Raw genomic sequence first — 26,326 nt, forward strand, 5'->3', positions numbered from 1 at the left:
GAAAATGGGTTTAAAGGAGTTTATAGAAAAATCTTTTAAAAAATCCCCTTGGGTTTTGCACTACAACGCGAGCAGCTGTAATGGCTGTGACATTGAGATTTTAGCCTGTATGACACCTATATATGATATGGAAAGATTTGGAATGATGAATGTGGGCAATCCTAAGCATGCGGACATTTTGGTGGTTACAGGCTCTGTAAATACTAGAAATAAGGATGTGCTCAAAAACATATACGACCAGATGCCAGAGCCTAAAGTGGTAGTAGCAGTTGGAGTTTGTGCGGCAACTGGCGGAGTTTTTAGAGATACTTACAATGTTTTGGGAGGAGTTGACAAGGTAATCCCTGTTGATGTATATGTTCCTGGCTGTCCTGCTAAACCGGAAGCCATAATAGACGGCCTTTACAAGGCCACAGAGATTTTAAAGGAAAAATATAAAAAAATGGGTAAAGCTGAAGAGGTGTTAAAATGATTAAGACGAGGGAAGTTAAGTTGGAAGAGGTTGAAAAAGAGGCAAAGTATTATTACGACAATGGATACAGGTTTGTGACAGAGACATGTCTTGAAGAAGATGGAAAATTCAGGATAATTTATACTTTTGAGAAGGATAGTGAGCTTGAAAGCTTTCACACTTATGTTTCTCCGGAGGAGGAAGTGCCAAGCATTTCAAAGGTGTACTTTGCTGCAATACCTGTTGAGAATGAAATACATGAAATGTTTGGCTTGAGGTTTAAAAATTTAGCTTTAGATTTTCAGGGGCTTTTGTTTTTGGGAGAATTTGCTCCAATATCTCCACAAGCTAGCATAGAAATTATGAGAAGGGACAAAGGTGATAAGAATGAGTGAGAAGAGCACAATACCTTTTGGGCCACAGCATCCTGTTTTGCCTGAGCCTATACATCTTAAACTGATAGTAGAAGACGAAAAGGTAGTAGAAGCGTATCCTGCTTTTGGCTATGTTCACAGAGGTTTAGAACTTCTTGTGAAAAAAAGGGACTTTAATCAGATGGTTTATGTAGTTGACCACATATGCGGCATTTGCAGTGCTATACATGGAGAGACTTATTGCCAGGCAGTGGAGAAATTGATTGGGATTGACGTTCCGGAAAGGGCAAAGTTTTTGAGAGTCATCTGGGCTGAAATTCACAGGATTCACAGCCATCTTTTGTGGTTTGGCCTTTTAGCAGATGCTTTTGGGTTTGAAAACCTGTTTATGCTTTCTTGGAGAATAAGGGAGAAGGTAATGGACATATTGGAGGCTACGGCTGGCAATAGAGTTGTGATTTCTGTCAATATTGTAGGCGGTGTGAGAAGAGATATTGACAGTGAGCAGGCCAAATGGGTGCTTGCCCAGCTTAAAGAGGTAGAGGAAGGGCTAAAAGAGATTGAAAAGATAGTAAGAGATAACTACACTTTGAAAAAGAGAACTGTAGGGATAGGAGTCCTTTCAAAAGAAGAGGCTTATATGCTGGGAGCAGTAGGGCCTACTTTGAGAGGAAGTGGAGTTCCAATAGATACTAGAACCTTGGGATATGCTGCTTACAAATATTTAGACTTTGAACCAGTTGTTGAAAAAGATGGGGATACCTATGCAAGAACTCTCGTCAGACTAAGGGAGATGTTCCAGTCTATTGACCTTGTGAGGCAAGCTATAAGCAAGATGCCAGAAGGTGAAATAAATGTCAAAGTAAAACCCAATTTGCCAGCAGGAGAGGTCATAGAAAGGGCTGAGCAGCCCAGAGGAGAAGTATTTTACTATATCAAGTCAAATGGAGGCAAATACTTGGATAGATTGAGGATAAGGACTCCCACTTTTGCGAATCTGGCTGCTCTTCTGCACATGCTACCGGGCTGTACTTTGGCAGACGTGCCTGTTCTGGTTCTGACGATTGACCCATGTATCAGCTGTACGGAAAGGTAGGGGAGAAAAATGCTTTCAATGCTCAAAAATGTGGTTTATAACCTTACCCATAAGCCTGCTACGAGGAGATACCCTTTTGAGAAGAGGGAACCTTTCGAGGGAACGAGAGGTCATATAGAAAACGACATAGAAAAGTGCATTCTGTGCGGGATCTGCCAGAGAGTATGCCCTTCCAACTGCATACAGGTGGATAGAAAGGAAGGGACATGGAAGTTTGAGCCTTTTGCCTGCATAGTTTGCGGGGCTTGTGTGGACGCTTGTCCTACCAAGTCTTTGATTATGCTAAAAGAATACAGGCCCATATCTCACGAGAAATATGTGATAGTCCAGAAAAAAGAGACCAAAGCTTCAGCCGAAAAAGAGGAGAAGGAAGGAATATAAAGTGCATGAGCTGTCTGTGACACAGGGCTTAGTTGATATGCTTGTAGAGGAAGCAGAAAAAAGAAAAGTCAAAAAAGTCACAAAGGTGACAGTAGTTATAGGGGAATTGACTGGGATTGAGAGCGAAAGTGTGAAATTTTACTTTGATATACTGACAGAAAATACTGTTGCAGAAGGTGCAGAATTGGTCTTTAAGATAGTAAGAGCGCAGTTTAAATGCACTCAATGTGGCAATGTGTTTGAAAGGTCCAATTTCACTTTTAAGTGTCCTGTATGCGGAGGGCAGGGAGTACTAATTGATAAGAGGGGGAAAGAATTTTATATTGAGAGCATAGAGGTGGAATAGCATGGAGGAAATTGTAATAATAAGAGATGTTTTAGAGACGAATAAAAATATAGCCTCCGAAAACAAGGCTATTAAGGATGAGAGAAATATTTTGATGGTGAATTTGATAGGTTCGCCGGGTGCAGGCAAGACCAGCTTTATAATAAAAGCGATAGAGCACATGAAGGTACCCTGTGCGGTAATTGAGGGAGATGTTACATCAGACATTGACGCAAGAAAAATGGCTGAGAGAAATATCCCGGTTGTGCAGATAAACACAGGAGGGGCTTGTCACTTAAACGCAGCATCAGTCAATAAAGCCCTTCAGGCTTTAAACTTTGACAATGGCATAGTCTTTATTGAAAATGTTGGGAACTTGATATGCCCCTCTGCTTTTGAATTAGGCGAAGACTTTAAACTAGCTATGGCAAATGTTCCGGAAGGGGATGACAAGCCATACAAATATCCTGCGCTTTTTAGCAAGGCAAAGGCAGTTGTACTGAATAAAATTGACATGCTTCCCTATTTTGAGTTTGACAGAAAGTTTTTCTATGATGGTGTTAGAGCATTAAATCAAGAAGCGCCAATTTTTGAAGTCTCTGCAAGAACAGGGGAAGGATTTGGTGAATTTGCAAGATGGTTAGAGGAAGAGTACCACAAATTCAGGCAAGGCAAATAAATATCTTTGGAATTGTACAGGGCGTGGGTTTTCGCCCTTTTGTCTTTAATATTGCCCAGAAATACAATTTAAAAGGAATAGTTTACAACAACTCCTCAGGTCTATATATAGAAGTAGAAGGAGAAGAAAAGGACATAGAAGCTTTTATAAGAGAGATAAAGGAAAATCCTCCCTCTCTTTCAGTAATTGATGAAATACAGGTAAGAGAAGTAGAAGTAAAAGAATACAAAGACTTTAAAATTGTGGGAAGCAAAGAGGATGGAGGATTTGTGCCTGTATCTCCTGATATGGGGGTCTGCGAAGACTGCCTAAGGGAGTTAAAAGACCCGAAAGACAGAAGGTACAGATATCCTTTTATAAACTGCACCAACTGCGGGCCTAGATTTTCTATAATTGAAGACATTCCTTATGATAGGGCAAAGACTTCTATGAAGGTTTTCCCGATGTGCGAAAAGTGTAGCAGAGAATACCATGACCCCCATGACAGGAGGTTTCATGCTCAGCCTGTTGCATGTTTTGACTGTGGTCCTTCTCTTTCCTTTGTTGGCGAAGGATGCTTTGATGATGAGATAAAATGTGTTGCAAAGGCTTTAAAAGAAGGGAAAATTGTTGCGATTAAAGGCATTGGAGGCTTTCACTTGGCAGTAAATGCCCTGGACGATGAGGCAGTTGCCACTTTAAGGAGACGCAAAAAAAGGTATGGCAAGCCTTTTGCTGTTATGATGAGAGATGTTGAAGAAGTGAAAAAGTACTGCATAGTTTCCCCTGAAGAAGAGAGGCTTCTTTTGAGTCAGAGAAGGCCTATTGTGCTTTTAAAGAAAAAGGGAGAAAAGCTTGCAAAAGGGATAGCGGATGACTTGGATACTTTAGGAGTTATGCTTCCCTATGCTCCTATTCACTACCTTTTGATGGAGGAGATTGACTTTCCTATTGTGATGACGAGTGGAAATGTAAGTGAAGAGCCTATATGCAAGGACAATGAAGAGGCCTTAGAAAAGCTTAAAGATATTGCTGATGTGTTTCTTTTAAATAACAGGGATATAGTGAACAGGATAGACGATTCTGTTACTTCTTTTAATGCGGGCGCAGAGAGGATAATAAGAAGGGCGAGGGGATATGCGCCTCAACCGATTCTGTTAAAAAAAGAGGTAAAAGCTAGTATACTGGCTGTTGGAGGCTTTTACAAAAACACTTTTTGCATGACAAAAGGGCATTACGCCTTTATAAGCCATCACATTGGAGATTTGGACAATGAAAAGGCTTTTAATTATTACATTGAGCAAATAGAGAGGTATAAAAAGCTTTTTAGAGTAGACCCCGAGGTAGTAGCCCATGATATGCACAAAGGATATTTGTCGACGCAGTATGCTAAATCTCTTGATTTGCCTAAAATTGAAGTTCAGCATCACCATGCTCACATTGCCAGTTGCATGGCAGAGCACAATTTGGATGAAAAAGTAATTGGGATAGCTTATGATGGCACAGGATACGGCACAGATGGGAATGTGTGGGGAGCTGAAATTTTGGTATGCGATTTAAAGAGCTTTGAGAGAATCGCTCACTTAAAGTATAAACCACTTCCAGGGAATGAACTGGCAATAAAAAAGATATACAGAACAGCTTTAGGGTTCATTTTCGACAATATTAGCTTTTACAAGAATTTTGTCGAACAAGTTGACTCAAGAGAACTTGACATAATTTTAAAGCAGATAGATAGAAAAATAAACACAGCTTATGTTTCAAGCATGGGAAGGTTTTTTGATGCAGTAGCGGCACTGATTGGTGTGAGAAAAGAAGTTCTATTTGAAGGGCAGGCGGCTATGGAGCTTGAGAGTTTAATGGCTGAAAGTGAGGAATATTACGAGTATGAAATTCTAAAAGAAGATAGATATGTAATTGACCCTGAGCTTATTCTAAGGCAAATTTATGAAGACTACATGAAGGGCTTTGAAAAAAGCTATATATCGGCTAAATTTCACAACACAGTTGTCAATTTTACTTATGATTTAGCCAATCTTATAAGAAAAGAAACAGGAATAAACAAAGTAGTGCTAAGTGGTGGAAGTTTTCAAAACAGGTACCTTTTGAGGAGGCTAATAGAAAAACTTTCACTATCAGGTTTTGAAGTTTATTCAAACAGCAAAGTACCCTGCAATGACGGAGGAATTTCTTTAGGACAGGCGGTTATTGCCAATAAAATACTGGAGGGATAAAGGTGTGTATTGCAGTTCCATCAAAAGTTTTAAAAATTGAAGGGAAAATTGCAGAGACAGAATTGGGAGGAGTAATAAGAAGGGTTTCTATCGAAATGGTTCCAGATGTCAAAGTAGGAGACTATGTAATGGTGCACGCAGGAGTTGCAATAAGCATAGTGGATAAAGAAGAGGCAGAAGCACAGAGAGGGCTCTGGAATGAGCTTATGGAGGTTTTAAATGATGCAGCAGAGGGAAATAGTTGAAAAAGCCAAAAAAGCCATTGAAACACTAAATCCGGGTATCCCTTTTAACATAATGGAAGTGTGTGGATCTCACACGATGGCAATTTCAAAATTTGGCTTAAGGCAGGTTCTCCCTAAAAACATAAGGCTCATATCAGGACCCGGGTGTCCCGTGTGCGTGACTGCCCAGAACGAAATAGACGCAGTGATAGAGCTTTCAAATAAAAATATAGTGATTGCCACTTTTGGGGATTTAATAAGAGTTCCAGGGAATAAGTCCTCCCTTCAGAAGGAAAGAGCTAAAGGGAAAGAGGTAAGAGTGTTTTACTCTCCTTTGGACGCTTTGAAGTACGCAGAGGAGAATCCGCAAAAGGAAGTTGTCTTCATAGGTATAGGCTTTGAGACCACTGTCCCTACAGTGGCTTTGACGATAAAAGAGGCAAAAGAGAGAAAAATAAAAAATTACAGTGTGTATTCGCTTCACAAGACAATGCCTGAAGCCTTAAGAGCTCTTCTGGTAGGGGGTTCTAATGTTCAGGGATTTTTACTGCCGGGACATGTGAGTGCAATAACAGGAAGCCGCATATATGAGTTTTTGCCAAGAGAGTTTGGAGTAGGTGGTGTGATATCAGGTTTTGAGGCAGAAGATATTTTGATGAGCATAGTAATGCTTTTAAAAAATTATAAAAATCCTACAATTGAGATCCAGTACAAAAGGGTTGTGAAAGAAGAAGGAAATATTGAAGCGCAGAAGATAATTGAAGAAGTTTTTGAACCCTGTGACAGCACATGGAGAGGGCTTGGCGAGATAAAAGGTTCAGGCCTTAAGATAAGGGACAAATACAAAGACTTTGATGCAGCCTTAAAATTTGACATAAAGCCTGTTGGAGATGAAATAGAGATAAAGGGATGTAGATGCGGAGATGTTCTAAAAGGGCGCATATATCCAAATGAATGTCCGCTATTTGGTAGAGTCTGCACCCCAGACAATCCGGTTGGGCCTTGCATGGTGTCTTCGGAAGGGTCCTGTGCAGCGTTTTACAAGTATGGCGCATAAGAGGTGATTTAATGGAAAGGGTGTTATTGTCCCACGGTGGCGGCGGGACAATGATGGAAAAGTTAATTGAAGAAGTGTTTGCTGATGCCTTTGACAATGAATATATAAGAGCAATGGAAGATGCTGCTCTTCTTTTTGGCAACATAACACTTACAACAGACAGCTTCACAGTAAAACCTCTTTTTTTCCCAGGAGGTGACATAGGAAAGCTTGCAGTGTGCGGCACTGTAAATGATGCTTCTATGAGGGGGGCAAAGCCTTTGTTTTTAACCGCTGCTTTCATAATAGAAGAAGGTTTTCCTGTAGAAGACTTAAAAAAAATTGTGAAGTCAATGGCAGAGGCAGCCAAAGAAGCTGGAGTGAAAATTGTTGCAGGAGACACCAAAGTGGTTGAAAAAGGCAGTGTAGATAGAATTTTTATAAACACTTCAGGGATTGGGGTGCTTTATGAGGGAGCAAATGTGTCGATAAAAAATGCCAAACCGGGAGATATAGTTTTAATCTCTGGAACTATAGGGGACCATGGGATGGCTGTAATGAGCGCAAGAGAGGAACTTCAATTTGACACTCCTATTTTTTCCGATGTTGCTCCTTTAAACGGTCTTATTGAGAAGCTTATGACTTTGGGGGAGGCTATAAAGGTTTTAAGAGACCCTACGAGGGGTGGAGTGGCGGAAGTTTTGTACGAAATTTCCAAGATGAGTGGGGTGGGAATAAAGATATACGAGGAGAAGCTGCCTGTTAAAGAAAGTGTTAAATCTGCCTGTGAGTTTATGGGCATTGACTTTTTGCACCTTGCCAATGAGGGGAAAGTGGTTGTAGTTGTAGAAAGAGATTACGCAGAAAAAGCGTTGGAGATTATGAAGTCCCATGAATATGGCAAAGATGCAGAGATAATAGGAGAGGTCAATGACTCAAAACTTGTGACGATTAACACAATTTACGGCACATCAAGGATTGTAGATAGACCTATAGGGGAATTACTGCCCAGGATATGTTAGATGAGTTCAAGATAGAGATATTTTCCATTTCTTATTGAAGTAACCATGTAAATTGTGATAGAATAATGTAAACATTAATTGGTTTTACGGAATATGGGGGAGAAGGAATTATATACAATTATAAAAGCATGGGAGAATGAAGGTATAATTTGTTATTTTATTACTTTTGAATTTGAAACCGGCGATAGACAGGAATTTATGGTAGGAGCAGACACTTATGGCTATTTGGTAGAAGGAGATGTAGGGAAACTTACTTTTCAAGGGAAGAAATTTTTGAGTTTTGAAAGGACATCTATATGACTAAAATTGCAGTAAATGGAGATTTTATGATGAGAGGATGGGGTTTTTGCAATTTTTTATAGAAATTTGTTGATTTTTATGATATTATAAAGTCAAAGCAAAAAATTTTTAAATTGAGAGAGGAATATTAATTTTTGTGTAGAATATTATTTACTGTATGTGTGTGTTTTGTAAAAGGTAAGTGCTTAAAAGGTGACAGGAATGAGCAAGATTTTAGTGGTAGACGATAATAAAGGAATTTGCAACTTAATAGAGGAGATTTTTCGAATAGATGGGCATGAAGTGAGAAGTTATACTGACATATCTCACTTTATGGAGGAGATTGAAGATTTTGTCCCTGATGTGGGCATTTTTGACCTCAGCATGGCAAAGGATATGGTAAAAATTATAAATAAAGTAAAAAGAATTCATCCTAATATGAAGGGAATAGTCATGTCTGCTGACGAACCTACGGAGCCTTTGAAAAATCTTCCTTTCATTGCTAAGCCTTTTGACATACTTGAGCTAAAAAAATTAGTTTATGAAAATCTAAAACAGGAAATGGCGGTATAAATACAAATTTTATAGACTGAAGGAGTTGTTGAAGATGTTAGTTACAGGGATTGAAATACTTGAGAAGGCTCACAAAGAAGGGTATGCGGTCGGAGCTTTTAACACCAGCAACCTGGAAATTACGCAGGCTATTGTAGAGGCTGCAGAAGAGACCAGGTCTCCTGTGATAATTCAGGTGAGTGAAGGGGGCCTTAAGTACGCTGGCATTGAGGCGATTTCAGCTATTGTAAGGACACTGGCTGAAAAAGCTACAGTTCCCATTGCTCTTCACTTGGATCACGGTACAGATTTTAACACCATAATGAAGTGCTTAAGGAATGGCTGGACTTCTGTTATGATTGATGCTTCTAAATTTCCTTTAGAGGAAAACATACAAAGGACCAGGAAAATTGTTGAGATTGCCCACAGCATGGGAGTTTCAGTCGAGGCAGAAATAGGTAAAATTGGCGGAACGGAAGACCACATTACAGTTGATGAAAGGGAAGCTTCAATGACTGACCCTGAAGAAGCTCTGCGCTTTGCCAAGGAGACAGGAGTTGATTATTTGGCAATAGCAATTGGCACGGCCCATGGGCCATACAAAGGAGAGCCTAAACTTGATTTTGAGAGGTTAAAGAGAATAAAAGAGCTTTTAAACATGCCTTTAGTTTTGCATGGAGCTTCAGGGGTACCTGAGGAAGCGATAAAAAAAGCTGTAAGTCTTGGGATTAACAAGATAAACATAGATACGGATGTAAGACAGGCTTTTACAGCGAGGTTAAGAAGGCTCCTTGAAGAAGATAAAGAAGTCTATGACCCGAGAAAGATTTTAGGCCCCTGCAAAGAGGCGATGAAAGAGGTCATAAAGCAGAAAATGATTTTATTTGGCTCATCTTTAAAGGCATAAAGCGGGTTTTACCCGCTTTAAATTTTATGTATAAATTTTTGCAAAATGGCAAAAATATCAATGAACTTGTTAAAAAAGGCACTTGACATGTTGATAAAATAACAATAAAATAGAAGAAGATTATACGTATTCATTTCTCAGCTTTTGTTTTTCTTCGTGCGGTTTGTCCGTTCTCATTTATCCCCAGTTTAGAATGGAAATTTTTTAAAAATCTATATTTTGGGAGGTGCGCTTTTGGAGTTTGATATTAATAATCTGGAAAATTTAGGTTTAATGGAATTGAGGGAAATTGCGAAAGAGCTGGGCATCAAGAGTATTACGAAATACAGAAAGCAGCAGTTGAGAGAAAAAATTATTGAAAAAGTAAAAGAAAAAGAGGAAGAAAAGCTTAAGCAAGAAGAAAAAATTCCAGAGGAGAATAAAGAGAATAAAGAAGAAAATAAAGAAGAGGGCGAAGAGGAAAAGGTTCAATCTGTGGCTCTTAGCAATAACGGCCTCCAATCTCAGCAGGCTTTCTTAAAAGAGAACTTACCTATGGTGAAGGACCTTTCTGACCCTTTGAAAGAGCTTATACAGACGCAGGGAGACGTAGTAGCAGAAGGGATTTTGGATATTCTGCCTGATGGGTTTGGATTTTTAAGAGTAGAAAATTTTACACAGGGGCCAAAGGACATATATATTTCTCAGTCTCAGATAAGAAGATTTGGACTTAAAGTGGGAGACAAGGTCAGAGGAATCACTCGAATTCCGAGAGAAGGAGAAAAGTATTCTGCTATTTTGTACGTTGAGGCTATAAATGATGAAGACCCAGAAAAGGCCAAAAAGAGAATTCCTTTTGATGAACTTACCCCTATTTTCCCTAATCAAAAGTTAAGGCTTGAGACATCCCCTCGTGAGTTTTCTATGAGGCTGGTGGACCTAATAGCGCCTATAGGCAAAGGTCAGAGGGGAATGATTGTCGCTCCTCCTAAAGCCGGTAAGACGACTTTGTTAAAGCAGATCGCCAATAGCATTTCTCAAAACCATCCCGAAGTAGTTTTAATAGTCCTTTTGATCGATGAGAGGCCTGAAGAAGTAACTGATATGAAGAGGTCTATAAAAGGGGAAGTAGTGTATTCTACTTTTGACGAACTGCCAGAGCACCACATCAAAGTTGCAGAGATGGTCTTAGAGCATGCCAAAAGATTGGTAGAATACAAAAGAGATGTGGTTATTTTATTGGACAGCATTACAAGATTAGCAAGGGCATACAATTTGGTGACACCACCTTCAGGAAGGACTCTATCAGGTGGAATTGACCCTGCTGCTTTGCATCCGCCGAAGAGATTTTTTGGGGCAGCAAGGAACATTGAAGAAGGCGGAAGCCTCACGATTTTGGCGACTGCCTTAGTTGAGACGGGAAGCCGTATGGATGAAGTGATATTTGAAGAGTTTAAAGGGACGGGCAATATGGAGCTGCACTTAGATAGAAAGCTTCAGGAAAGAAGGATATTCCCTGCCATTGACATATATAAATCCGGTACGAGGAAAGAAGAGCTGCTGCTCACGCAGGAGGAGCTGGAAGCCATGTGGATTTTGAGAAAAGCCATGTCAAATCTTCCTCCTCAAGAAGTTACAGAAATGATAATTGAGAAATTGATAAGGACGAAGTCAAATGCTGAGTTTGTAAATATGATAAGGTCCCAATTTTATAAATCTTGATATTGTCCACAACTTGTGTTATAATTTCACCGTATGAGTTTGGGCTTGAGTGAGGTGAGATAGCGATGAAACCAGGTATACATCCCACCTATTATCACGATGCTGTTGTGAAATGTGCTTGTGGAAATACCTTTATAACCGGTTCTACAAAGAAAGAAATTAGAGTAGAGATATGTTCAAAATGCCATCCTTTCTTCACAGGTCAACAGAAGATTGTAGATACAGGTGGAAGAGTCGAGAGATTCAGAAAGAGATTTAATTTAGAGGAAAAATAATTTGGGGGTTAGAGTGTAAAAGACTCTAACCTTTTGTTTTTAATTTGACATTAAAAGAAAGGTGGTTTTTATGATATACGGTTCACTGGACCACGGTTTTATAGAGGTTATAGTAGGTCCTATGTTCAGTGGAAAAAGCGAAGAGCTGATAAGAAGAATTAGGAGAGCCCAGATAGCAAAGCAAAAAGTACAGGTCTTTAAGCCTGCCATTGATGACAGGTATTCTATTGACAAAGTGGTATCTCATAACGGAAGCAGTATAAATGCCATCTCTGTCACAAAGGCATCAGAGATATTGGACCTTTTAGAAGAAGATACACAGGTGGTGGCAATAGATGAGATTCAATTTTTTGACCATTCTCTTGTTGATGTGGTAAGAGAAATAGCTGATATGGGGAAAAGGGTTATATGTGCGGGACTGGATATGGATTTTAGGGGAGAGCCTTTTGGAGTTACTCCAGATATAATGGCGATTGCTGAGTCTGTAGATAAATTAACTGCTATTTGTGTTAAATGTGGCAATCCTGCAACGAGAACACAAAGACTTATAAATGGTAAACCTGCTAAATATGATGATCCAATTATTTTAGTAGGAGCCCATGAGACTTACGAAGCAAGGTGCAGAAAGTGCCACGAAGTTCCGCGTACATAAAGATGGGGGTGCAGTGATGAAGAAAACTGATATAGGCGGGCAGGCAGTAATTGAAGGAGTTATGATGAGGGGACATAAAAGCTATGCTATAGCTTTGAGAAAAGGGGAAGAAATAATAATAAAAAAAGAGTATGCTGTCCCTCTCACCAGAAAAAACAAATTTTTTTCTCTTCCCTTTATAAGGGGTACTTTTGCCTTAATTGATTCGCTTGTCATAGGGATAAAAAGCCTTACTTATTCGGCAGAGGTTTTTGAAGAGGAAGAGAGTATAGAACCAACAAGATTTGATGTTTTTTTACAAAGAATTTTTGGCGAAAAACTAGAAGACATATTAATGTATTTTTCTGTAATAATTTCTTTGATTTTATCCATTGTGATATTTTTCATAGGACCGACATATGTCACAGATTACGCAAGACTTTTTACAAAAAATACTATAGTAATAAATTTTGTCGAAGGCACCTTAAGGGTCTTAATTTTTATACTTTATCTTCTTCTCATTGCTCAAATGAAGGACATAAAGAGGATATTTGAATACCACGGAGCAGAACATAAAGCTATACACTGTTTGGAACATGAAGAGGAATTGACAGTTGAAAATGCCAGGAAATACACTACTTTGCATCCCAGATGCGGCACAAATTTTCTCTTTATAGTTATGATTATATCAATAATAGTCTTTTCTTTTTTAAAATGGCCTTCTCTTTATGTGAGGATATTGAGTAGAATTTTTTTATTGCCAGTAGTTGCAGGCATTTCGTATGAAGTGATAAAATTAGCTGGCAGGAGTAACAACAAAATACTAGCTTTGTTTGTGTATCCGGGATTGCTTTTGCAGAAGATCACCACTAAAGAGCCAGATGATAAGCAACTGGAGGTAGCAATTGCCTCTTTAAAAAGCGTGCTTCAGGATGAAGGGGGGCGGGAGTTTGAAAGTATATGAGGCAATAGCTCTGGGGGCTAAAGAGCTTGAAAGCGTCTGTCCAAATCCTCGACTTGAATCTGAGCTTTTGCTTTCTCATTCTCTTAGGATTGACAGAGTTAAACTTGCAATTAAAAGAGATGAGGTTTTGAAAGAAGAGGAATTGGAGAGGTTTTTAAAGTATATAGAAAAAAGAAAATCCCGCATACCCTATCAGTATATTGTAAAAAAACAGCATTTCATGGGATTTGAGTTTTATGTGGATGAGAGGGTGCTAATTCCAAGACCTGAAACAGAAATTCTTGTGGAAGAAGCGTTAAAGAGGATGAAAAGTGGAGATTTGATACTTGATATAGGTACAGGAAGTGGCGCCATAGCTATAAGCATAGCCAAACTTTTTCCTGATTGTAAGGTGTACGCTGTAGATGTGAGTGAAGAAGCTTTAGAGGTTGCCAAGTATAATGCAGAAAAACTTGGCGTGGCTGAAAAAATTATATTTATAAAGAGCGATATTTTTTCCAATATACCTCAAGATGTAAAATTTGATTTAATTGTCTCCAACCCCCCTTATATAAAAAAAGCAGAACTTGAGAATTTACAAGAAGAAGTTAAAAAAGAGCCTATTTTAGCACTTGACGGAGGAGAAGATGGGCTTTTTTTCTACAAAAGAATCATACCAGATTGTAAATTTTATTTGAAAAAGGGAGGAAGGGGTTTGTTTGAAATAGGCTACGGCCAAAGAGAAGAGGTGGAAAAAATCTTTTTGGAGAATGGTTTTGATGAAATTGAAGTGATAAAAGATTTAGCTCATATAGATAGAGTTATAATCGGTAGATATAACTCGTAGTTTTCACTTTTTTTATCATGTGATATAATGTTTTTCTGAGGTGAGATAATGATTGAAAAGTTGCAGGCAATAGAGGATAGGTATGTAGAATTAAGTCAAAAGATAAGCGACCCTAATGTCATTTCCAATGTAGAAGAATGGAGAAAATACGTAAAAGAACACGCAGCTATTGAAGACATCGTTTTAAAGTATAGGGAGTATAAAAAGGTTTTGGAAGAAATAAAAGCGACAGAAGAGCTTTTGTCCTCTCAGGATGAGGAACTTAAAGAGATGGCGGAAGAAGAGCTCTCTCAACTGGAAGAAAAAAAAGAAAAACTGATGGAAGAGATAAAGATTTTGCTGCTCCCAAAAGACCCTAATGATGAGAAAAACGTCATAATGGAGATAAGAGCCGGAGCAGGAGGAGAGGAAGCTGCCCTTTTTGCCTATGACCTTTTCAGGATGTACACGATGTATGCGGAGAAAAAAGGCTGGAAAGTTGAGATAATGAGCGCCAACAAGACAGATATTGGAGGTTTTAAGGAAGTAATTTTTAGCATTTCTGGAAAAGGAGCCTATAGCAGGCTTAAATATGAAAGCGGCGTTCACAGGGTTCAGAGGATTCCTACTACTGAGGCAGGAGGAAGAATTCATACTTCTACTGCCACAGTAGCAGTTCTGCCAGAAGCCGAAGAGGTGGATGTTGAGATAAATCCAAATGATATAAAAATAGATGTTTTCAGGTCAAGTGGGCATGGCGGGCAGAGCGTGAATACTACGGATTCAGCAGTAAGAGTTACCCACATTCCTACAGGGATTGTGGTAACCTGTCAAGATGAAAGGTCTCAGATTCAAAATAGGGAGAGAGCTTTAAAGATTTTAAGGGCAAAGCTTTATGAGATGGCTCTAAAGGAACAGCAGAGGGAAATAGCCGAAGCTAGAAAGTCTCAGGTTGGCACAGGGGAGAGAAGTGAGAGGATAAGGACTTACAATTTTCCTCAGGGAAGAGTTACAGACCACAGGATAGGACTTACTCTTTACAAGCTCCAAGAGGTTTTGGATGGGGAGCTGGACGAAATCATAGATGCGTTGATTTTAAATGACCAGGCGGAAAAACTTAAGAATATGACTCTTAACTGATTTTCTCTGTTACCACTTGACTAAATTGCTTTTATAAAGTATAATTTATTAAAGATGCTTCATCACAATAAATCAAAAAATTAGCCCCCCAGCTGTCCTCTATAGAGGACACTTTAATCGCTCGATGGTCCTCCTACCGTCGAGCGAGTTTTTTATTTTGCATAACTTTATGAGAAGTTTAATAAAGTAAAATTGAGATTGTTTCATAAATTCAAGGGGATGTTTTTATGTCAAATTTTGAGATATTGATGATAGGGGCTTTTGCAGGAGTAGCGGGGACAGGGCTGGGAGGGGTTTTTGCTTATTTTTTTAAAAATCCAAACCCCAAATTTTTTAGTGGAATAATGGGGATTACAGCGGGACTCATGCTTTCTGTAGTGATGTTTGACCTGTTGCCCCATTCTTTTGAGATATCGGGGATGCCTGTAGGTGTCATTGGAGTCATTATCGGTGCTTTTCTTATTTCTCTTTTTGATTCCCATATAGAAAAGACAAAATTTAATAAAGGATTTATTAGAGAAGGCTTGCTTCTAGGGATTGCAATAGCTTTGCACAATTTTCCGGAAGGGCTTGCCGTAGGGTCTGGATTTATGGTATCTTCTTCTTTGGGCATTGATATTGCTTTGGTGATTGCGCTACACGATTTCCCAGAAGGGGTAGCGGTGGCGGTGCCCCTTTCTGCAGGAGGGGTTTCCCCCTGCAAAGTTTTGTTGTATACCTTTCTGACGGGGTTGCCGACTGCCCTTGGCACTTTTATAGGTATTTTGAGCGGTGGCATATCCAATACTTTTATTGGACTTAATCTTGCTCTGGCAGGAGGAGCGATGCTTTATGTGACCTGCGGTGAGATAATACCTGAGGCTAGGGATATTTACAGGGGGAAAATTTCTATTTTGGGGATGATATTGGGGGTCATAGGTGGTATAATAATAACAAGATATTTGTAAATCCTTATTTTGCGAGGAGTGCCTTTGATGACAAAGGTAATAAAAATTGACAAAGATAATCCCGAAATTGAGCTTATAGATTACGCTGCAGAGGTTATAAAAAAAGGAGGGCTTGTGGCTTTTCCCACAGAGACAGTCTACGGGATAGGTGCAAATTCTTTTGACGAAGAAGCTGTAAAAAGGATTTTTATTGCAAAGGGAAGGCCCCAGGACAATCCTTTGATTTTACACATAGCTTTGATGGATCAGGTTTATGAACTGGCGGCAGAGTTTCCTGAAAAGGCCAAAAAGCTTGCTCATAGATTCTGGCCAGGTCCTCTTACTGTCGTTTTAAAAAAATCTGATAAAGTACCGTATGTAAACACTGCTGGCATGAATACTGTTGCCATAAGAATGCCTTCAAATCCAATAGCTCATCTTCTCATAAAGAGGGCAGGAGTCCCCATATCTGCTCCCAGCGCCAATGTGTCTGGAAAGCCTAGTCCTACAGATGCTTCTCACGTCATTGAGGACCTTTACGGCAAAGTGGACGTCATAATAGATGGAGGAAAGTGTGACGTGGGGTTGGAATCGACTGTGGTGGACCTTACTGAGGAAGTACCGGTTATTTTAAGGCCTGGGGCAGTTACTTTAGAGATGTTAAAAGAGGTATTGGGGGAAGTAAAATTAGACCCTTCTCTTTTGACAAGGCCGGATGAGAATATAAAGCCTAAATCTCCCGGAATGAAGTACAAGCATTATTCTCCCAAGGCTGAAGTTTACATTGTAAAAGGACCTCTTGATAAAGTTGTAAAAAAGATTCAGCAATTGGCAAAAAATCAATTGAAAAATGGCAAAAAAGTTGGTATAATGGCGACAGTGCAAACTTCGACACAATATAAAGAGGGAGAGATAATTGTCGTCGGTGATAGAGACAAACCAGAGACCATTGCGAAAAATTTGTTTGAGACTTTACGAGAGTTCGACAGAAGAGGAGTAGAAGTGGTATTTGCTGAAAGCTTCAATTATGATGACATTGGACTTGCCATAATGAACAGGTTGGAAAAAGCTGCGGGGTATAAGGAAATAAAGGCTGAAGGGGAGTTGACATGAGAGTTTTATTTGTGTGTACAGGGAATACCTGTAGAAGCCCTATGGCTGAAGGGATTTTTAATGCTAAGTCAAAAGCTTTGGGCAAGGATTGGGAAGCAAAATCTGCGGGAGTATTTGCTCCTGAAGGATTTCCAGCCTCAAGCGAGGCAGTAGAAGTGTTAAAGAAAGAGTACGGGATAGATATTTCAGACCACAGGGCAAAAAGTTTGAGGGAAGAAGATTTAAAAGGTGCTGATTTAGTCCTTGCCATGGCTTTTTCCCACAAAAGAAGCTTGGTATCTCAATACCCTGAATATGCCGACAAAATTTTCACCATAAAAGAATTTGTTGGACTTGAAGGGGATGTAGAAGACCCTTACGGGATGCCTTTGGAGGTTTACAAAAAGACGGCAGAGGAGCTTTCCGGTTTGATAGATAAGCTCATCGAAAAACTCTCTGAGGAAAGGAAGGTAGATCGAATGATCGCTTTGGGTTCTGACCACGCAGGATATGAACTTAAAGAAGTGATAAAAAAATATTTAGAAGAGAAAGGGATACCCTACAAGGACTTTGGCACTTTTAATGAAGAGTCAGTGGACTATCCCGACTATGCTCTTAAAGTAGCTGAAGCTGTGGCGTCTGGAGAGTGCACAGAAGGAATTTTAGTGTGCGGGACTGGCATAGGCATGTCAATTACGGCAAATAAAGTGCCAGGAATTAGAGCTGCCCACGTAGAGGACGTGTTTTCAGCAAGGGCTGCCAAAGAACATAACAATGCCAATATCCTGTGCATGGGGGGAAGAGTTACAGGACCTGGACTTGCTATCATGATGGTAGAGGAGTGGCTAAATGCCACTTTCCAAGGAGGAAGGCATCAGAAGAGGATTGACAAAATAACAGAAATCGAAAAAAAGTACATGAAATGATAAACAGGAGGGTTTTTATTTTATGTATGAGAATGTCTTTGTTATAGATCATCCTCTTATACAACATAAAATAAGTCTCATAAGAGATGAAAACACGGGTTCCAAGGAATTTAGAGAGCTGGTTGGAGAAATAGCCATGCTAATGGCCTATGAGGTGACAAGAGACCTGCCTCTGGAAGAGATAGAAGTAAAAACTCCCATTGCTGTTGCGAAAACAAAAGTCATTGCAGGCAAAAAGTTGGGCATCATTCCTATTTTAAGGGCCGGGCTGGTGATGGCAGATGGGATGCTTAAACTAATTCCCACTGCAAAAGTAGGGCATATAGGTATATACAGAGATCCTGAAACTTTAAAACCTGTTGAATATTACTGCAAGCTTCCTTCTGACATTGCAGAAAGAGACCTCATAGTAGTAGATCCAATGCTGGCTACAGGAGGTTCTGCATCGGCTGCAATCCATTTCTTAAAAGAAAGAGGAGCTCAAAGCATAAAGCTTGTGAATTTAATAGCTGCCCCTGAAGGGATAAAGGCTGTTCACAAAGACCATCCAGAGGTGCCTATTTATGTGGCTAGCATAGACCAGGGGCTTAATGAGCACGGCTACATTGTTCCAGGGTTGGGGGATGCTGGAGATAGATTGTTTGGAACTAAGTGAGGAGAGGATAAAAATGAGGCCCTCGTGGGATGAATATTTTATGCAGATTGTGGACGTGGTGAAGACCAGGTCTACTTGCATAAGAAGACAGGTAGGAGCTATTTTAGTGGTGGACAAACACATAATTTCTACCGGCTACAACGGGCCTCCGACCGGATTACCCCATTGTGAGGAGACAGGTTGCCTAAGAGACCAACTGGGCATACCTCCAGGAGAAAGGCCTGAGCTTTGCAGAGGGGTTCATGCAGAACAGAATGCCATAATACAGGCGGCTTTGCATGGAGTGAGTACAAAAGGGGCTACTCTTTATGTGAGCGCAAGCCCCTGCGTCATATGCGCTAAAATGCTTATAAACGCTGGGGTAAAGAGAATTGTGTACGAAGAAGAATATCCAGATGAATTGGCTTTTCAACTTTTAAAGGAAGCAGGTATTGAATTAGTAAAGTTTAAAAGGTAAAATAATTATTGGTAATAGCAAAAGAGGGGTACCCTCCAAAGACAAACGGTAAAATGTCAAGGGGGTAATTAAAAAATTTTTGAGGCATTTAAAGGGCAAAAAGACAAAAAAATACCCTTCTTCCAACATGCCAATAAATGGAATTGGAAGTTCCAAAATAGAGTTCGTTATTAATTTTTAACAAAAGAGTATTTAAATACTAACAGCACCTCTTTCTTGATATATTTGACCTTTGCTGAGCATTGCAAAGATCAGAGGGATTAATCTTCTAGCAGTTAAGACGAGGGCACGTTTATGTTGGTGTTTAGGTACCTCGCGATACTTCTTGTTGTAGTACTCTTTAAACCTCACTGTGTGCACCCTAACACAGTTAGCGGCTTCAACAAGATAGTATCGCAGGTACTGATCACCACACTTAACCAAAGAAGTATCCTGGGCATTGAAATTACCAGACTGGTATTTATTCCAGATGAGGCCGGCATACTTGGCAAGAGCAGCTTCATTATTAAACCTTTTGATATCTCCAATTTCGGCGATGATACCAGCAGCAAGGACGTCCCCAATGCCGGGGATAGTAGTTAGAGTTTGATTAAAAGCTTTAAGCTGTCTTTAAACTTGCCGTCAAGCTTTTTAAGTTGGGATTCAAGGAAGCGAATATTTTCAAGTGTCATAGAAAGAGCTAAGTCGTTTGCTTCAGCAAGATCAGGGTGAAGCCTGTAAGCTCTGTTAGCAGCAGCTTTTAAAGTTTTGGCGATTTGAGTAGGGTCTGAGAGTCTGTTATTGCCGTTTTTCACAATAAAGTCGATAAGGTTATCAAGAGGCATGGAAGCAATATCATCAGGAGTAAAATTTTCAATGATAGCTAAGGAAGCTTTACCAAATATGTTGCTAAAAGGGCACTCTGAAGGATAGGTTGAGAACTTGAAGGAAATAAGGTTTAGGGCGCGATTTTTTTCGCGGACCAGACTGCGGACAATATGATAACGCATGCGAGTGAGTCTTTGCAGTGCAGCGTATCTTAAATCTGGCAGCGGAGTTGGTTTGACTTGACCAAATCTAACACATTCAGCGATAACAGTTGCGTCAACAGAATCTGTTTTAGGGAGATGGATATAAGCACCCTTGAAAGATTTAATGATAGAAGGATTGATGACGTAGAATAGAGGATTAAAAGGAGCAAGTTCAGGAGAAGAAGCCAGGAAAGTATGCAAATGCCAGGCATAGTGTGAAGTAGCTTCCATGCCAAATTTAATGGATGAAATATTGAACTGTTGAGCAAGAGAGATAGTGAAATCTATAAGCTGCTGAGCGCCATCTAAATCATTGGGGAAGAATAAAGCTTTTTTAACTAAGCGGTTACCGGCCTCATCAATAAAGGAAGCAGCATTTAATTCGCTAGAGATATCAATGCCCACAATAAGTGTAGAGCTCATGGATAAATTCACGCTCCTTTTTGCAAAAAGTTTTTTGAAGGTCCTTTGTCTCTTAAGTTTTTGTAATACACCCTCGCCGTGGGAAGTAGCCAGATTTAGCTTATAGGGTGCCTGACCATCGATGCTCAAGCGATGGACAGATAAGCTAAAGAGGCACAACAAACGAGTATGTATTACTCAAATAACTCCAGAGGTTCAGTCTTTGCCGAGTGGTAATGCTGCTTTACCAGCATGCCACAGGAGTGAGTCAAAAATACCTCAGTAAACTTAAAAGGGACCTTCTACTTTTAAGTTTATCAGAGACAAAGGACCATTTAAATAAAAATGAGAAATTTAATTATGAGATTGTTTTACCAGGGTAAAAATGGTTTTTAAGGATTTAATTTGTGTGTTTATTATTAAATTTTTAATGTGGATTACAATCATATTATACGAGCATTCCTGTAATAAATTAAAATAGCCTTTGCAAAAATAAAACCCTCCTGGTAAAAAAGAAAGTGAAAAGGAAAAACAATAACCAGGAGGGTGATACACATGAACAAAGTACAAAAACTACTTTTAGTCCACAGTTCTGATATAATTTTTGTCGGGGTCGATGTAGCTAAAAAGACCCATTATGCAAGAATAATAAATCACATAGGACTTGAAGTAATAAAACCCTTCAAATTTAATAATAGCATAGATGGATATGAACGTCTAGTATCCAAAATACTTGAAGCCAAAGAAAAATCGAAAGCAACAAAAATATTAATAGGTTTCGAACCAAGCGGTCATTATTGGAAGCCACTTGCATGGTTTTTAAAAGAAAAAGGATATACAGTAGTGATAGTAAACCCATATCACGTAAAACAAAGGAAAGAAGAGGAGGACAACAGTCCATCAAAAAACGATAGAAAGGACGCGTTAATAATTGCAAGACTAATAAAAGAAGGGAAATTTCTAAACTGTCTTTTACCTCAAAACACATATGCAGATTTAAGAAACCTTTCAGTTGCAAGAAAGCAGTTAATAAAGAAACTAAACAGTGTAAAGAATAAAATTATTGCAATATTAGACGAATACTTTCCTGAATTTGAAGAAGTATTCAAGAATTTGTGGGGGAAAGCAGCCTTATGGATATTGAGGAACTGTCCATTTCCCAGCATAATACTTAAACTGAGCAAAGAAGAAATAGCAGAACAGCTAAAGAAAGCCACTAATAACAGGGTAGGCATGAAAAGGGCAGAAAAGCTCATTGAAGCAGCAAAAAAGTCAATAGGTGTAAAAGAAGGGATAAAAGGGGCACAAATACGTTTAAACATTTACCTTGATGAATTAGAATTTTTAAAAACACAATTAGAAACCATAGAAAAAGCCATGGAAGAACTGCTCAAAAAAATAGACATAGCAGAATATCTGTTAAGCATTCCAGGCATAGGAGTAATAACAGTAGCAGGATTTTTAGCAGAAGTAGGGGACATAGGGAAATACACACACTATAAACAAATCCAGAAACTTGGGGGATTAAACATAACGGATAACCAATCAGGGAAACACAGGGGGAAGACCAAGATATCAAAGAGAGGGCGTCCTGAGTTAAGAAATCTTCTATACAAAGCAAGCCTGACATTAGTAGCCAAAAACAAAGAATTTAAAGCACTTTACAACTACTTTTTAAGAAGGCGAGAAAATCCTTTAGAGAAGAAACAAGCATTAATTGCGATTTCAATAAAACTCATAAGAGTTATGTTTACGCTTGCTAAGAAGAAAGAAAAATACGATTCACAAAAAGTACTTGGAGAATATCGTATGAAGCAAATAAAGGAATTAGTAGCCTAGGGGGCAACAAATCAATTTAGAGCAAATAAGGTTGGGGAAGCTGTAGTACCCCCCATAAGGGCAAGACCCTGAATACGAGTAAGAAGCTCCCCAAAAGCCCTCAAAGGCAGGAGGAAGGAATGTAATTAAGGGCATGACCCTGAGAGACATGATAGGGTAGCCGAGGGCTAAGTAAAAAAACATAAAAATATGCTAATAAAAGGCAACCGTGAAATAAGTTGCCTAAGGGAGGTGTTGTGTTGTTTTAAAAAGGCTTTATTTGAAAAAGGTAAAAAGAGCTCAAATTTAGTGAAAAAATGAGATTTTTCAAGCTTGATTGAGCTAATTACAAAATATTGAGATAGGAGTGTCAAAAATGAAGATATACTTTTTATCTTTTATACTGGCTTTTGCGATGTCATTTGTAACTACGCCCTTGGTGAAAAAATTAGCTTTTGCAATAGGAGCAATTGACGTTCCTGACGATAAAAGGCGCATACATACAAAGCCGATACCGCGATTAGGGGGACTGGCCATTTTTGCCGGCACTATGGCAAGCTTGTTGCTTCTTTTGCCAAAGTCCCATGAGACTATAGGAATAATATTGGGCTCTTTAGTTATCGTGCTTCTAGGGGTGTTAGATGATAAATACACTTTAAGTGCAAAGGTGAAGCTTGTAGGGCAGATTGCAGCTGCCTTGATACTCATACTGAGCGGAATCAGAATAGATTGGATTTCTAATCCATTTGGCAGCGGAGTGATATATTTAAAGAGCTGGGTGGCAATTTCTCTTACTCTTCTTTGGGTTGTAGGCGTGACAAACACTATAAATTTGATTGATGGGTTGGACGGTTTAGCAGCTGGAATTGCCTTTATTTCCTCTACTTCTCTTTTCATAATTTCACTCTTAAATGGCAGATACGCAACTGCTGTCATATCAATTGCAATTGCAGGAGCAAGCTTAGGATTTTTGCCCTATAATTTTAATCCAGCGAAAATTTTTATGGGAGATACTGGGGCGATGTTTTTAGGATTTTTGCTTTCAGCCATTTCCATACAAGGAGCAATAAAGTCAGCTACTGCAATTGCCATCGTGGTGCCAGTTCTAGTGCTTGGCGTGCCGATATTTGATACTCTTTTTGCGATTATAAGAAGGATTTTAAACAAAAGACCTATCATGGAGGCGGATAGAGGGCATCTGCACCACCGGCTTTTGGACAAAGGGTTAAACCAGAAGCAAGTAGTTTTTATACTTTACGGTGTAAGCTTGGTACTGGGTGTGAGCGCTATACTGATATCTTTTGTAAGCGAACTGAAAAGCCTTGTTATTCTTGCTGTATCCCTCCTCTTTATACTCTGGGGAGCAAATAAAATAGAATTGCTAAGAAGCAATAAAAAAGGGACGCAAACCCGCTGATTTTATTAAGGAGTGCAAGACTGATGGGTATAAAAATTATGGCTGTATTTGGGACAAGACCTGAAGCAATTAAAATGGCTCCACTTATTAAGGCTCTGGAGAAAGAAAAAGAGTTTGACACACAAGTAGCTGTTACAGCCCAGCACCGTGAAATGCTTGACCAGGTGCTGAGGCTTTTTAATATTGTGCCTCAATACGACCTTAACATAATGAGAGAGAGGCAGACTTTATCTGACATTACTACTGCTGCTATAGACGGCCTTGATAGAGTGTTTCTTAAAGAAAAACCGAACCTTGTTTTGGTTCACGGGGATACTACTACTACATTTGCGGCGGCACTGGTGGCTTTTTATCACAAAATAAAAGTGGGGCACGTGGAAGCAGGTTTGAGGTCTTTTAACAAATGGTTCCCTTATCCTGAGGAGATAAACAGAAAATTGACAGGGGTGCTGGCAGACCTGCATTTTGCTCCTACAAAAAGGGCTAAATTAAATCTTTTAAATGAAGGAGTAGAGGAAGAAAGCATTTTTGTTACAGGAAATACAGTAATTGACGCTATGTCCTATACAGTAAAGAAAGATTACACTTTCAGGGAGGAAAGATTAAATAGGATTGATTATAAAAACAAAAAGGTCATAGTAGTCACAGCCCATAGGAGGGAGAACTGGGGAGCACCTCTAGAGAACATATGCAACGCTATTAAAGATATAGCAAAAAGCTACAAAGAAGAAGTGTACTTTATATACCCTGTTCATATGAATCCAGTGGTGAAAAATACGGCCCATAAAATTTTAGGAGGGTTTGACAATGTGCTTCTTTTAGACCCTCTTGAGACGGATGAGATGCATAACCTTTTAGCCAGATGCTATATGGTTATGACAGATTCAGGAGGGCTTCAGGAGGAAGTGCCATCACTGGGCAAACCAGTTCTGGTTTTGAGGGATGTGACAGAAAGGCCTGAGGCAAAAGAGGCAGGAACTGTGAAGTTGGTTGGGACGGATTATGAAAGGATTTTTAAAGAGGCAAAGCTTCTCATAGAGGACGAAAATGAGTATAAAAAAATGGCCAATGCGGTAAATCCCTATGGCGATGGGAAAGCATCGGTGAGAATAGTTGGAGCGATAAAATACTTTTTTGGGCTATCAAAAGAAAAGCCGGAAGAATACGAAGGAGGGGGATAAAGCCCCCTCCTTAAATTGTTATTTGCTTGCTTCTTGCTTCGTTTGGCTTTTTGCGATTAAGTACCAGATATATCCAATAACTATTGCTCCGATGAAGCCGCTTATTACGTTGTAATCATAGAGCATCCATCCCCATTTGCCGAGATATGCTCCTCCTAACCATGCGCCGACTAGGTGAGCGATTAGTGCTGCCCAGTATGTTCCCCATATTTTGTTCAATTTGTCCCAATACCCTTCTCCAGCTTTTGTATTAAACAATGGATGGAATACAAGACTAGATATGAGTCCTACGATAAGTACCATTAACCAGAACATATGCTACACCTCCTTTTCAGAGGTTTTCCCTTCCACTTTTAATTATATTCAATATAAAATTTAAAACAAATATGATTTTTGACCTTTTTTGACCAAAAACAGGACTTTTTCTGACTTTATCTGACTTTTTCTCTTTTTATCTAAATATTTCTAATACCTGTCCATTTTTCCTCAAATGGCAATGATAAAATTTTTATAGAAAAATGAATAAAACTTTTTAAGGCTGTCAATAATTAAAAATAGAAGGGCGGTGAAAATGAGCGAGTCCATTCTCCCCCTTGTGGATTCGCGAAGTTTTTACCGCCCATTTTAAATAGGAGGTAAGGTGTATGAAGAAAACCCTTGCAGGGTTAATTTTGTTTGCGAGCTTCTTTGTAGGGTTTAAAGGAGAGATTTTTTTCCATAACAAGAGTGACGCAGATAGGCTTTATGATGTCTTTAAAAAAACTCATGCCAGGTATGAGTACTCAAATATAAACGGTTGGGGTAAAATAGGAGAATGTTTCTGTGCTTTGGAGGATTTAGAAAAATATGCGAAAGATGTAGCAGAGGAAATGAAGGCACTAAAAGGTGCTAAATTGTCTAGGATGGACGAGGGAAATTTAAGGCAGGTTTCATTGGAGTATCTGGATGATAAGAGAAGTGTGACACTGGTTGTTCAGTCTATAAAAAATGGGGATAAAAAGGAGACATATCTTCTTATTGACAATTATTTGATAAAAGGCAATCAGAATATATTGGAAGAAAGAAAAACAGTGGAGAATGCTTTTAGAAAGGTGAAAGTAAAGCCTGTCGTAGCTACTTCAATTGTTGGAAGTTTTGAAGGAAAGTTGAAATTAGAAGAAGCGAGTAGTATAGTCAAAGAAGTCTTTAAAGAATTAAGAGCAAAGAAAGTCGAAGGGCTGGAAGATGTTCAAGTAGTCAGCATCTCGGGGTATACAAGAAGTTTTGGGGAATACATTGAAGTGGGAGATGAAAAAATAAATTTACAGGTAGCTTTAAGGTACAATTCTTATGACGATAGAACTTATATATGGATTGCTAGTCCTTTGATAGCTACAGAATATTAAAA

General features: G+C 39.2%; 29 protein-coding genes and 1 pseudogene. 28 read left to right on the plus strand and 2 right to left on the minus strand.

The features are described from left to right. Nucleotides 1–4 precede the first annotated feature (4 nt). From TTE_RS00625 to TTE_RS00745, 24 genes are all read left to right on the plus strand, one after another. Nucleotides 5–472, plus strand: coding sequence for an NADH-quinone oxidoreductase subunit B family protein (locus TTE_RS00625; RefSeq protein WP_011024632.1), 468 nt, complete (start codon nt 5–7; stop codon nt 470–472). Next, complete coding sequence (locus TTE_RS00630) at nt 469–846, plus strand: NADH-quinone oxidoreductase subunit C (RefSeq protein ID WP_011024633.1); 378 nt, start codon at nt 469–471, stop codon at nt 844–846. Before TTE_RS00625 ends, TTE_RS00630 begins: the two co-directional genes overlap by 4 nt. Continuing rightward, nucleotides 839–1,921 carry a nickel-dependent hydrogenase large subunit gene (locus tag TTE_RS00635; RefSeq protein ID WP_011024634.1) on the plus strand — a complete coding sequence of 361 codons (1,083 nt, stop codon included), beginning with the start codon at nt 839–841 and terminating at the stop codon, nt 1,919–1,921. Before TTE_RS00630 ends, TTE_RS00635 begins: the two co-directional genes overlap by 8 nt. Before the next feature lie 9 nt (nt 1,922–1,930). After that, the gene (locus tag TTE_RS00640; protein WP_011024635.1) at nt 1,931–2,302 is read left to right on the plus strand and encodes a 4Fe-4S binding protein; all 372 of its coding nucleotides are present in this window, start codon (nt 1,931–1,933) and stop codon (nt 2,300–2,302) included. A gap of 1 nt (nt 2,303) precedes the next feature. Then, nucleotides 2,304–2,648, plus strand: a complete 345-nt coding sequence (hypA, locus tag TTE_RS00645; RefSeq protein ID WP_011024636.1) for a hydrogenase maturation nickel metallochaperone HypA — start codon at nt 2,304–2,306, stop codon at nt 2,646–2,648. 1 nt (nt 2,649) lies between these two features. Beyond that, a complete protein-coding gene (hypB, locus tag TTE_RS00650) occupies nt 2,650–3,306 on the plus strand; it encodes a hydrogenase nickel incorporation protein HypB (protein WP_009611046.1) in 657 nt (218 codons plus the stop codon). Next, nucleotides 3,264–5,519, plus strand: coding sequence for a carbamoyltransferase HypF (hypF, locus tag TTE_RS00655; protein ID WP_011024637.1), 2,256 nt, complete (start codon nt 3,264–3,266; stop codon nt 5,517–5,519). The genes hypB and hypF overlap by 43 nt, the downstream gene beginning before the upstream one ends. 2 nt (nt 5,520–5,521) lie before the next feature. Beyond that, nucleotides 5,522–5,764 carry a HypC/HybG/HupF family hydrogenase formation chaperone gene (locus TTE_RS00660; protein ID WP_011024638.1) on the plus strand — a complete coding sequence of 81 codons (243 nt, stop codon included), beginning with the start codon at nt 5,522–5,524 and terminating at the stop codon, nt 5,762–5,764. Beyond that, nucleotides 5,739–6,800, plus strand: a complete 1,062-nt coding sequence (hypD, locus tag TTE_RS00665) for a hydrogenase formation protein HypD (RefSeq protein ID WP_011024639.1) — start codon at nt 5,739–5,741, stop codon at nt 6,798–6,800. The genes TTE_RS00660 and hypD overlap by 26 nt, the downstream gene beginning before the upstream one ends. Before the next feature lie 11 nt (nt 6,801–6,811). Then, nucleotides 6,812–7,801: a hydrogenase expression/formation protein HypE gene (gene hypE, locus TTE_RS00670; RefSeq protein ID WP_009611047.1), complete on the plus strand. Its 990-nt coding sequence runs from the start codon at nt 6,812–6,814 to the stop codon at nt 7,799–7,801. Nucleotides 7,802–7,894: 93 nt separating this feature from the next. Further along, entirely contained in the window at nt 7,895–8,101 is a 207-nt protein-coding gene (locus TTE_RS00675) for a DUF2500 domain-containing protein (RefSeq protein ID WP_041587076.1), read from the plus strand. Between the two features lie 201 nt (nt 8,102–8,302). Next, nucleotides 8,303–8,653, plus strand: a complete 351-nt coding sequence (locus TTE_RS00680; protein WP_011024642.1) for a response regulator — start codon at nt 8,303–8,305, stop codon at nt 8,651–8,653. Nucleotides 8,654–8,687: 34 nt separating this feature from the next. Continuing rightward, nucleotides 8,688–9,539 carry a class II fructose-1,6-bisphosphate aldolase gene (locus TTE_RS00685; RefSeq protein WP_011024643.1) on the plus strand — a complete coding sequence of 284 codons (852 nt, stop codon included), beginning with the start codon at nt 8,688–8,690 and terminating at the stop codon, nt 9,537–9,539. Between the two features lie 234 nt (nt 9,540–9,773). Beyond that, a complete protein-coding gene (gene rho / locus TTE_RS00690; RefSeq protein ID WP_011024644.1) occupies nt 9,774–11,240 on the plus strand; it encodes a transcription termination factor Rho in 1,467 nt (488 codons plus the stop codon). Nucleotides 11,241–11,305: 65 nt separating this feature from the next. Beyond that, a complete protein-coding gene (gene rpmE / locus TTE_RS00695; RefSeq protein WP_011024645.1) occupies nt 11,306–11,515 on the plus strand; it encodes a 50S ribosomal protein L31 in 210 nt (69 codons plus the stop codon). Between the two features lie 73 nt (nt 11,516–11,588). Further along, nucleotides 11,589–12,167, plus strand: coding sequence for a thymidine kinase (locus tag TTE_RS00700; protein ID WP_193328918.1), 579 nt, complete (start codon nt 11,589–11,591; stop codon nt 12,165–12,167). A 16-nt stretch (nt 12,168–12,183) separates the two neighbouring features. Further along, entirely contained in the window at nt 12,184–13,110 is a 927-nt protein-coding gene (locus tag TTE_RS00705; protein ID WP_041587077.1) for a DUF1385 domain-containing protein, read from the plus strand. Continuing rightward, nucleotides 13,097–13,936: a peptide chain release factor N(5)-glutamine methyltransferase gene (gene prmC / locus TTE_RS00710; RefSeq protein ID WP_041587078.1), complete on the plus strand. Its 840-nt coding sequence runs from the start codon at nt 13,097–13,099 to the stop codon at nt 13,934–13,936. The genes TTE_RS00705 and prmC overlap by 14 nt, the downstream gene beginning before the upstream one ends. Before the next feature lie 48 nt (nt 13,937–13,984). Beyond that, nucleotides 13,985–15,055, plus strand: a complete 1,071-nt coding sequence (gene prfA / locus TTE_RS00715; protein WP_011024649.1) for a peptide chain release factor 1 — start codon at nt 13,985–13,987, stop codon at nt 15,053–15,055. Nucleotides 15,056–15,282: 227 nt separating this feature from the next. Continuing rightward, nucleotides 15,283–16,002: a ZIP family metal transporter gene (locus tag TTE_RS00720; protein WP_011024650.1), complete on the plus strand. Its 720-nt coding sequence runs from the start codon at nt 15,283–15,285 to the stop codon at nt 16,000–16,002. A 27-nt stretch (nt 16,003–16,029) separates the two neighbouring features. Beyond that, nucleotides 16,030–17,094 carry an L-threonylcarbamoyladenylate synthase gene (locus TTE_RS00725; RefSeq protein ID WP_041587079.1) on the plus strand — a complete coding sequence of 355 codons (1,065 nt, stop codon included), beginning with the start codon at nt 16,030–16,032 and terminating at the stop codon, nt 17,092–17,094. Further along, on the plus strand, nt 17,091–17,999 hold the full coding sequence (rpiB, locus tag TTE_RS14580) for a ribose 5-phosphate isomerase B (RefSeq protein WP_011024652.1): 909 nt from the start codon (nt 17,091–17,093) through the stop codon (nt 17,997–17,999). Before TTE_RS00725 ends, rpiB begins: the two co-directional genes overlap by 4 nt. Before the next feature lie 22 nt (nt 18,000–18,021). Next, entirely contained in the window at nt 18,022–18,654 is a 633-nt protein-coding gene (gene upp / locus TTE_RS00740) for a uracil phosphoribosyltransferase (protein ID WP_011024653.1), read from the plus strand. A 13-nt stretch (nt 18,655–18,667) separates the two neighbouring features. Then, the gene (locus TTE_RS00745; protein ID WP_031314238.1) at nt 18,668–19,111 is read left to right on the plus strand and encodes a deoxycytidylate deaminase; all 444 of its coding nucleotides are present in this window, start codon (nt 18,668–18,670) and stop codon (nt 19,109–19,111) included. Nucleotides 19,112–19,303: 192 nt separating this feature from the next. Here TTE_RS00745 and TTE_RS00750 read toward each other — a convergent pair. Then, nucleotides 19,304–20,544 (minus strand): annotated as a pseudogene (locus tag TTE_RS00750) (IS110 family transposase). Nucleotides 20,545–21,078: 534 nt separating this feature from the next. Between TTE_RS00750 and TTE_RS00755 the strand changes: the two are divergent. The 3 genes from TTE_RS00755 to wecB all read left to right on the plus strand — a co-directional run bounded on the left by TTE_RS00755 (nt 21,079) and on the right by wecB (nt 24,939). Continuing rightward, nucleotides 21,079–22,362, plus strand: coding sequence for an IS110 family transposase (locus tag TTE_RS00755; RefSeq protein ID WP_009609587.1), 1,284 nt, complete (start codon nt 21,079–21,081; stop codon nt 22,360–22,362). Between the two features lie 355 nt (nt 22,363–22,717). Continuing rightward, a complete protein-coding gene (locus tag TTE_RS00760) occupies nt 22,718–23,758 on the plus strand; it encodes an MraY family glycosyltransferase (protein ID WP_011024656.1) in 1,041 nt (346 codons plus the stop codon). A 23-nt stretch (nt 23,759–23,781) separates the two neighbouring features. After that, nucleotides 23,782–24,939, plus strand: coding sequence for a non-hydrolyzing UDP-N-acetylglucosamine 2-epimerase (gene wecB / locus TTE_RS00765; protein ID WP_011024657.1), 1,158 nt, complete (start codon nt 23,782–23,784; stop codon nt 24,937–24,939). An 18-nt stretch (nt 24,940–24,957) separates the two neighbouring features. Here the strand turns inward: wecB and TTE_RS00770 are convergent, their stop codons facing one another. Continuing rightward, complete coding sequence (locus TTE_RS00770; protein ID WP_011024658.1) at nt 24,958–25,254, minus strand: hypothetical protein; 297 nt, start codon at nt 25,252–25,254, stop codon at nt 24,958–24,960. Between the two features lie 329 nt (nt 25,255–25,583). On the opposite strand from TTE_RS00770, the gene TTE_RS00775 reads away from it, so the two are divergent. Continuing rightward, nucleotides 25,584–26,324: a YwmB family TATA-box binding protein gene (locus TTE_RS00775; protein WP_011024659.1), complete on the plus strand. Its 741-nt coding sequence runs from the start codon at nt 25,584–25,586 to the stop codon at nt 26,322–26,324. Nucleotides 26,325–26,326 lie beyond the last annotated feature (2 nt).

Source organism: Caldanaerobacter subterraneus subsp. tengcongensis MB4 (genome assembly GCF_000007085.1).
GTDB classification, from domain to species: Bacteria; Bacillota; Thermoanaerobacteria; order Thermoanaerobacterales; family Thermoanaerobacteraceae; genus Thermoanaerobacter; species Thermoanaerobacter subterraneus.

Coding starts and splice junctions, on each gene's coding strand:
- TTE_RS00625 (WP_011024632.1), top strand. CDS start 5: ATGGGTTTAAAGGAGTTTATAGAAAAATCTTTTAAAAAATCCCCTTGG.
- TTE_RS00630 (WP_011024633.1), top strand. CDS start 469: ATGATTAAGACGAGGGAAGTTAAGTTGGAAGAGGTTGAAAAAGAGGCA.
- TTE_RS00635 (WP_011024634.1), top strand. CDS start 839: ATGAGTGAGAAGAGCACAATACCTTTTGGGCCACAGCATCCTGTTTTG.
- TTE_RS00640 (WP_011024635.1), top strand. CDS start 1,931: ATGCTTTCAATGCTCAAAAATGTGGTTTATAACCTTACCCATAAGCCT.
- hypB (WP_009611046.1), top strand. CDS start 2,650: ATGGAGGAAATTGTAATAATAAGAGATGTTTTAGAGACGAATAAAAAT.
- hypF (WP_011024637.1), top strand. CDS start 3,264: ATGGTTAGAGGAAGAGTACCACAAATTCAGGCAAGGCAAATAAATATC.
- hypD (WP_011024639.1), top strand. CDS start 5,739: ATGATGCAGCAGAGGGAAATAGTTGAAAAAGCCAAAAAAGCCATTGAA.
- hypE (WP_009611047.1), top strand. CDS start 6,812: ATGGAAAGGGTGTTATTGTCCCACGGTGGCGGCGGGACAATGATGGAA.
- TTE_RS00675 (WP_041587076.1), top strand. CDS start 7,895: ATGGGGGAGAAGGAATTATATACAATTATAAAAGCATGGGAGAATGAA.
- TTE_RS00680 (WP_011024642.1), top strand. CDS start 8,303: ATGAGCAAGATTTTAGTGGTAGACGATAATAAAGGAATTTGCAACTTA.
- TTE_RS00685 (WP_011024643.1), top strand. CDS start 8,688: ATGTTAGTTACAGGGATTGAAATACTTGAGAAGGCTCACAAAGAAGGG.
- rpmE (WP_011024645.1), top strand. CDS start 11,306: ATGAAACCAGGTATACATCCCACCTATTATCACGATGCTGTTGTGAAA.
- TTE_RS00705 (WP_041587077.1), top strand. CDS start 12,184: ATGAAGAAAACTGATATAGGCGGGCAGGCAGTAATTGAAGGAGTTATG.
- prfA (WP_011024649.1), top strand. CDS start 13,985: ATGATTGAAAAGTTGCAGGCAATAGAGGATAGGTATGTAGAATTAAGT.
- TTE_RS00720 (WP_011024650.1), top strand. CDS start 15,283: ATGTCAAATTTTGAGATATTGATGATAGGGGCTTTTGCAGGAGTAGCG.
- TTE_RS00725 (WP_041587079.1), top strand. CDS start 16,030: ATGACAAAGGTAATAAAAATTGACAAAGATAATCCCGAAATTGAGCTT.
- rpiB (WP_011024652.1), top strand. CDS start 17,091: ATGAGAGTTTTATTTGTGTGTACAGGGAATACCTGTAGAAGCCCTATG.
- upp (WP_011024653.1), top strand. CDS start 18,022: ATGTATGAGAATGTCTTTGTTATAGATCATCCTCTTATACAACATAAA.
- TTE_RS00745 (WP_031314238.1), top strand. CDS start 18,668: ATGAGGCCCTCGTGGGATGAATATTTTATGCAGATTGTGGACGTGGTG.
- TTE_RS00755 (WP_009609587.1), top strand. CDS start 21,079: ATGAACAAAGTACAAAAACTACTTTTAGTCCACAGTTCTGATATAATT.
- TTE_RS00760 (WP_011024656.1), top strand. CDS start 22,718: ATGAAGATATACTTTTTATCTTTTATACTGGCTTTTGCGATGTCATTT.
- wecB (WP_011024657.1), top strand. CDS start 23,782: ATGGGTATAAAAATTATGGCTGTATTTGGGACAAGACCTGAAGCAATT.
- TTE_RS00770 (WP_011024658.1), bottom strand. CDS start 25,254: ATGTTCTGGTTAATGGTACTTATCGTAGGACTCATATCTAGTCTTGTA.
- TTE_RS00775 (WP_011024659.1), top strand. CDS start 25,584: ATGAAGAAAACCCTTGCAGGGTTAATTTTGTTTGCGAGCTTCTTTGTA.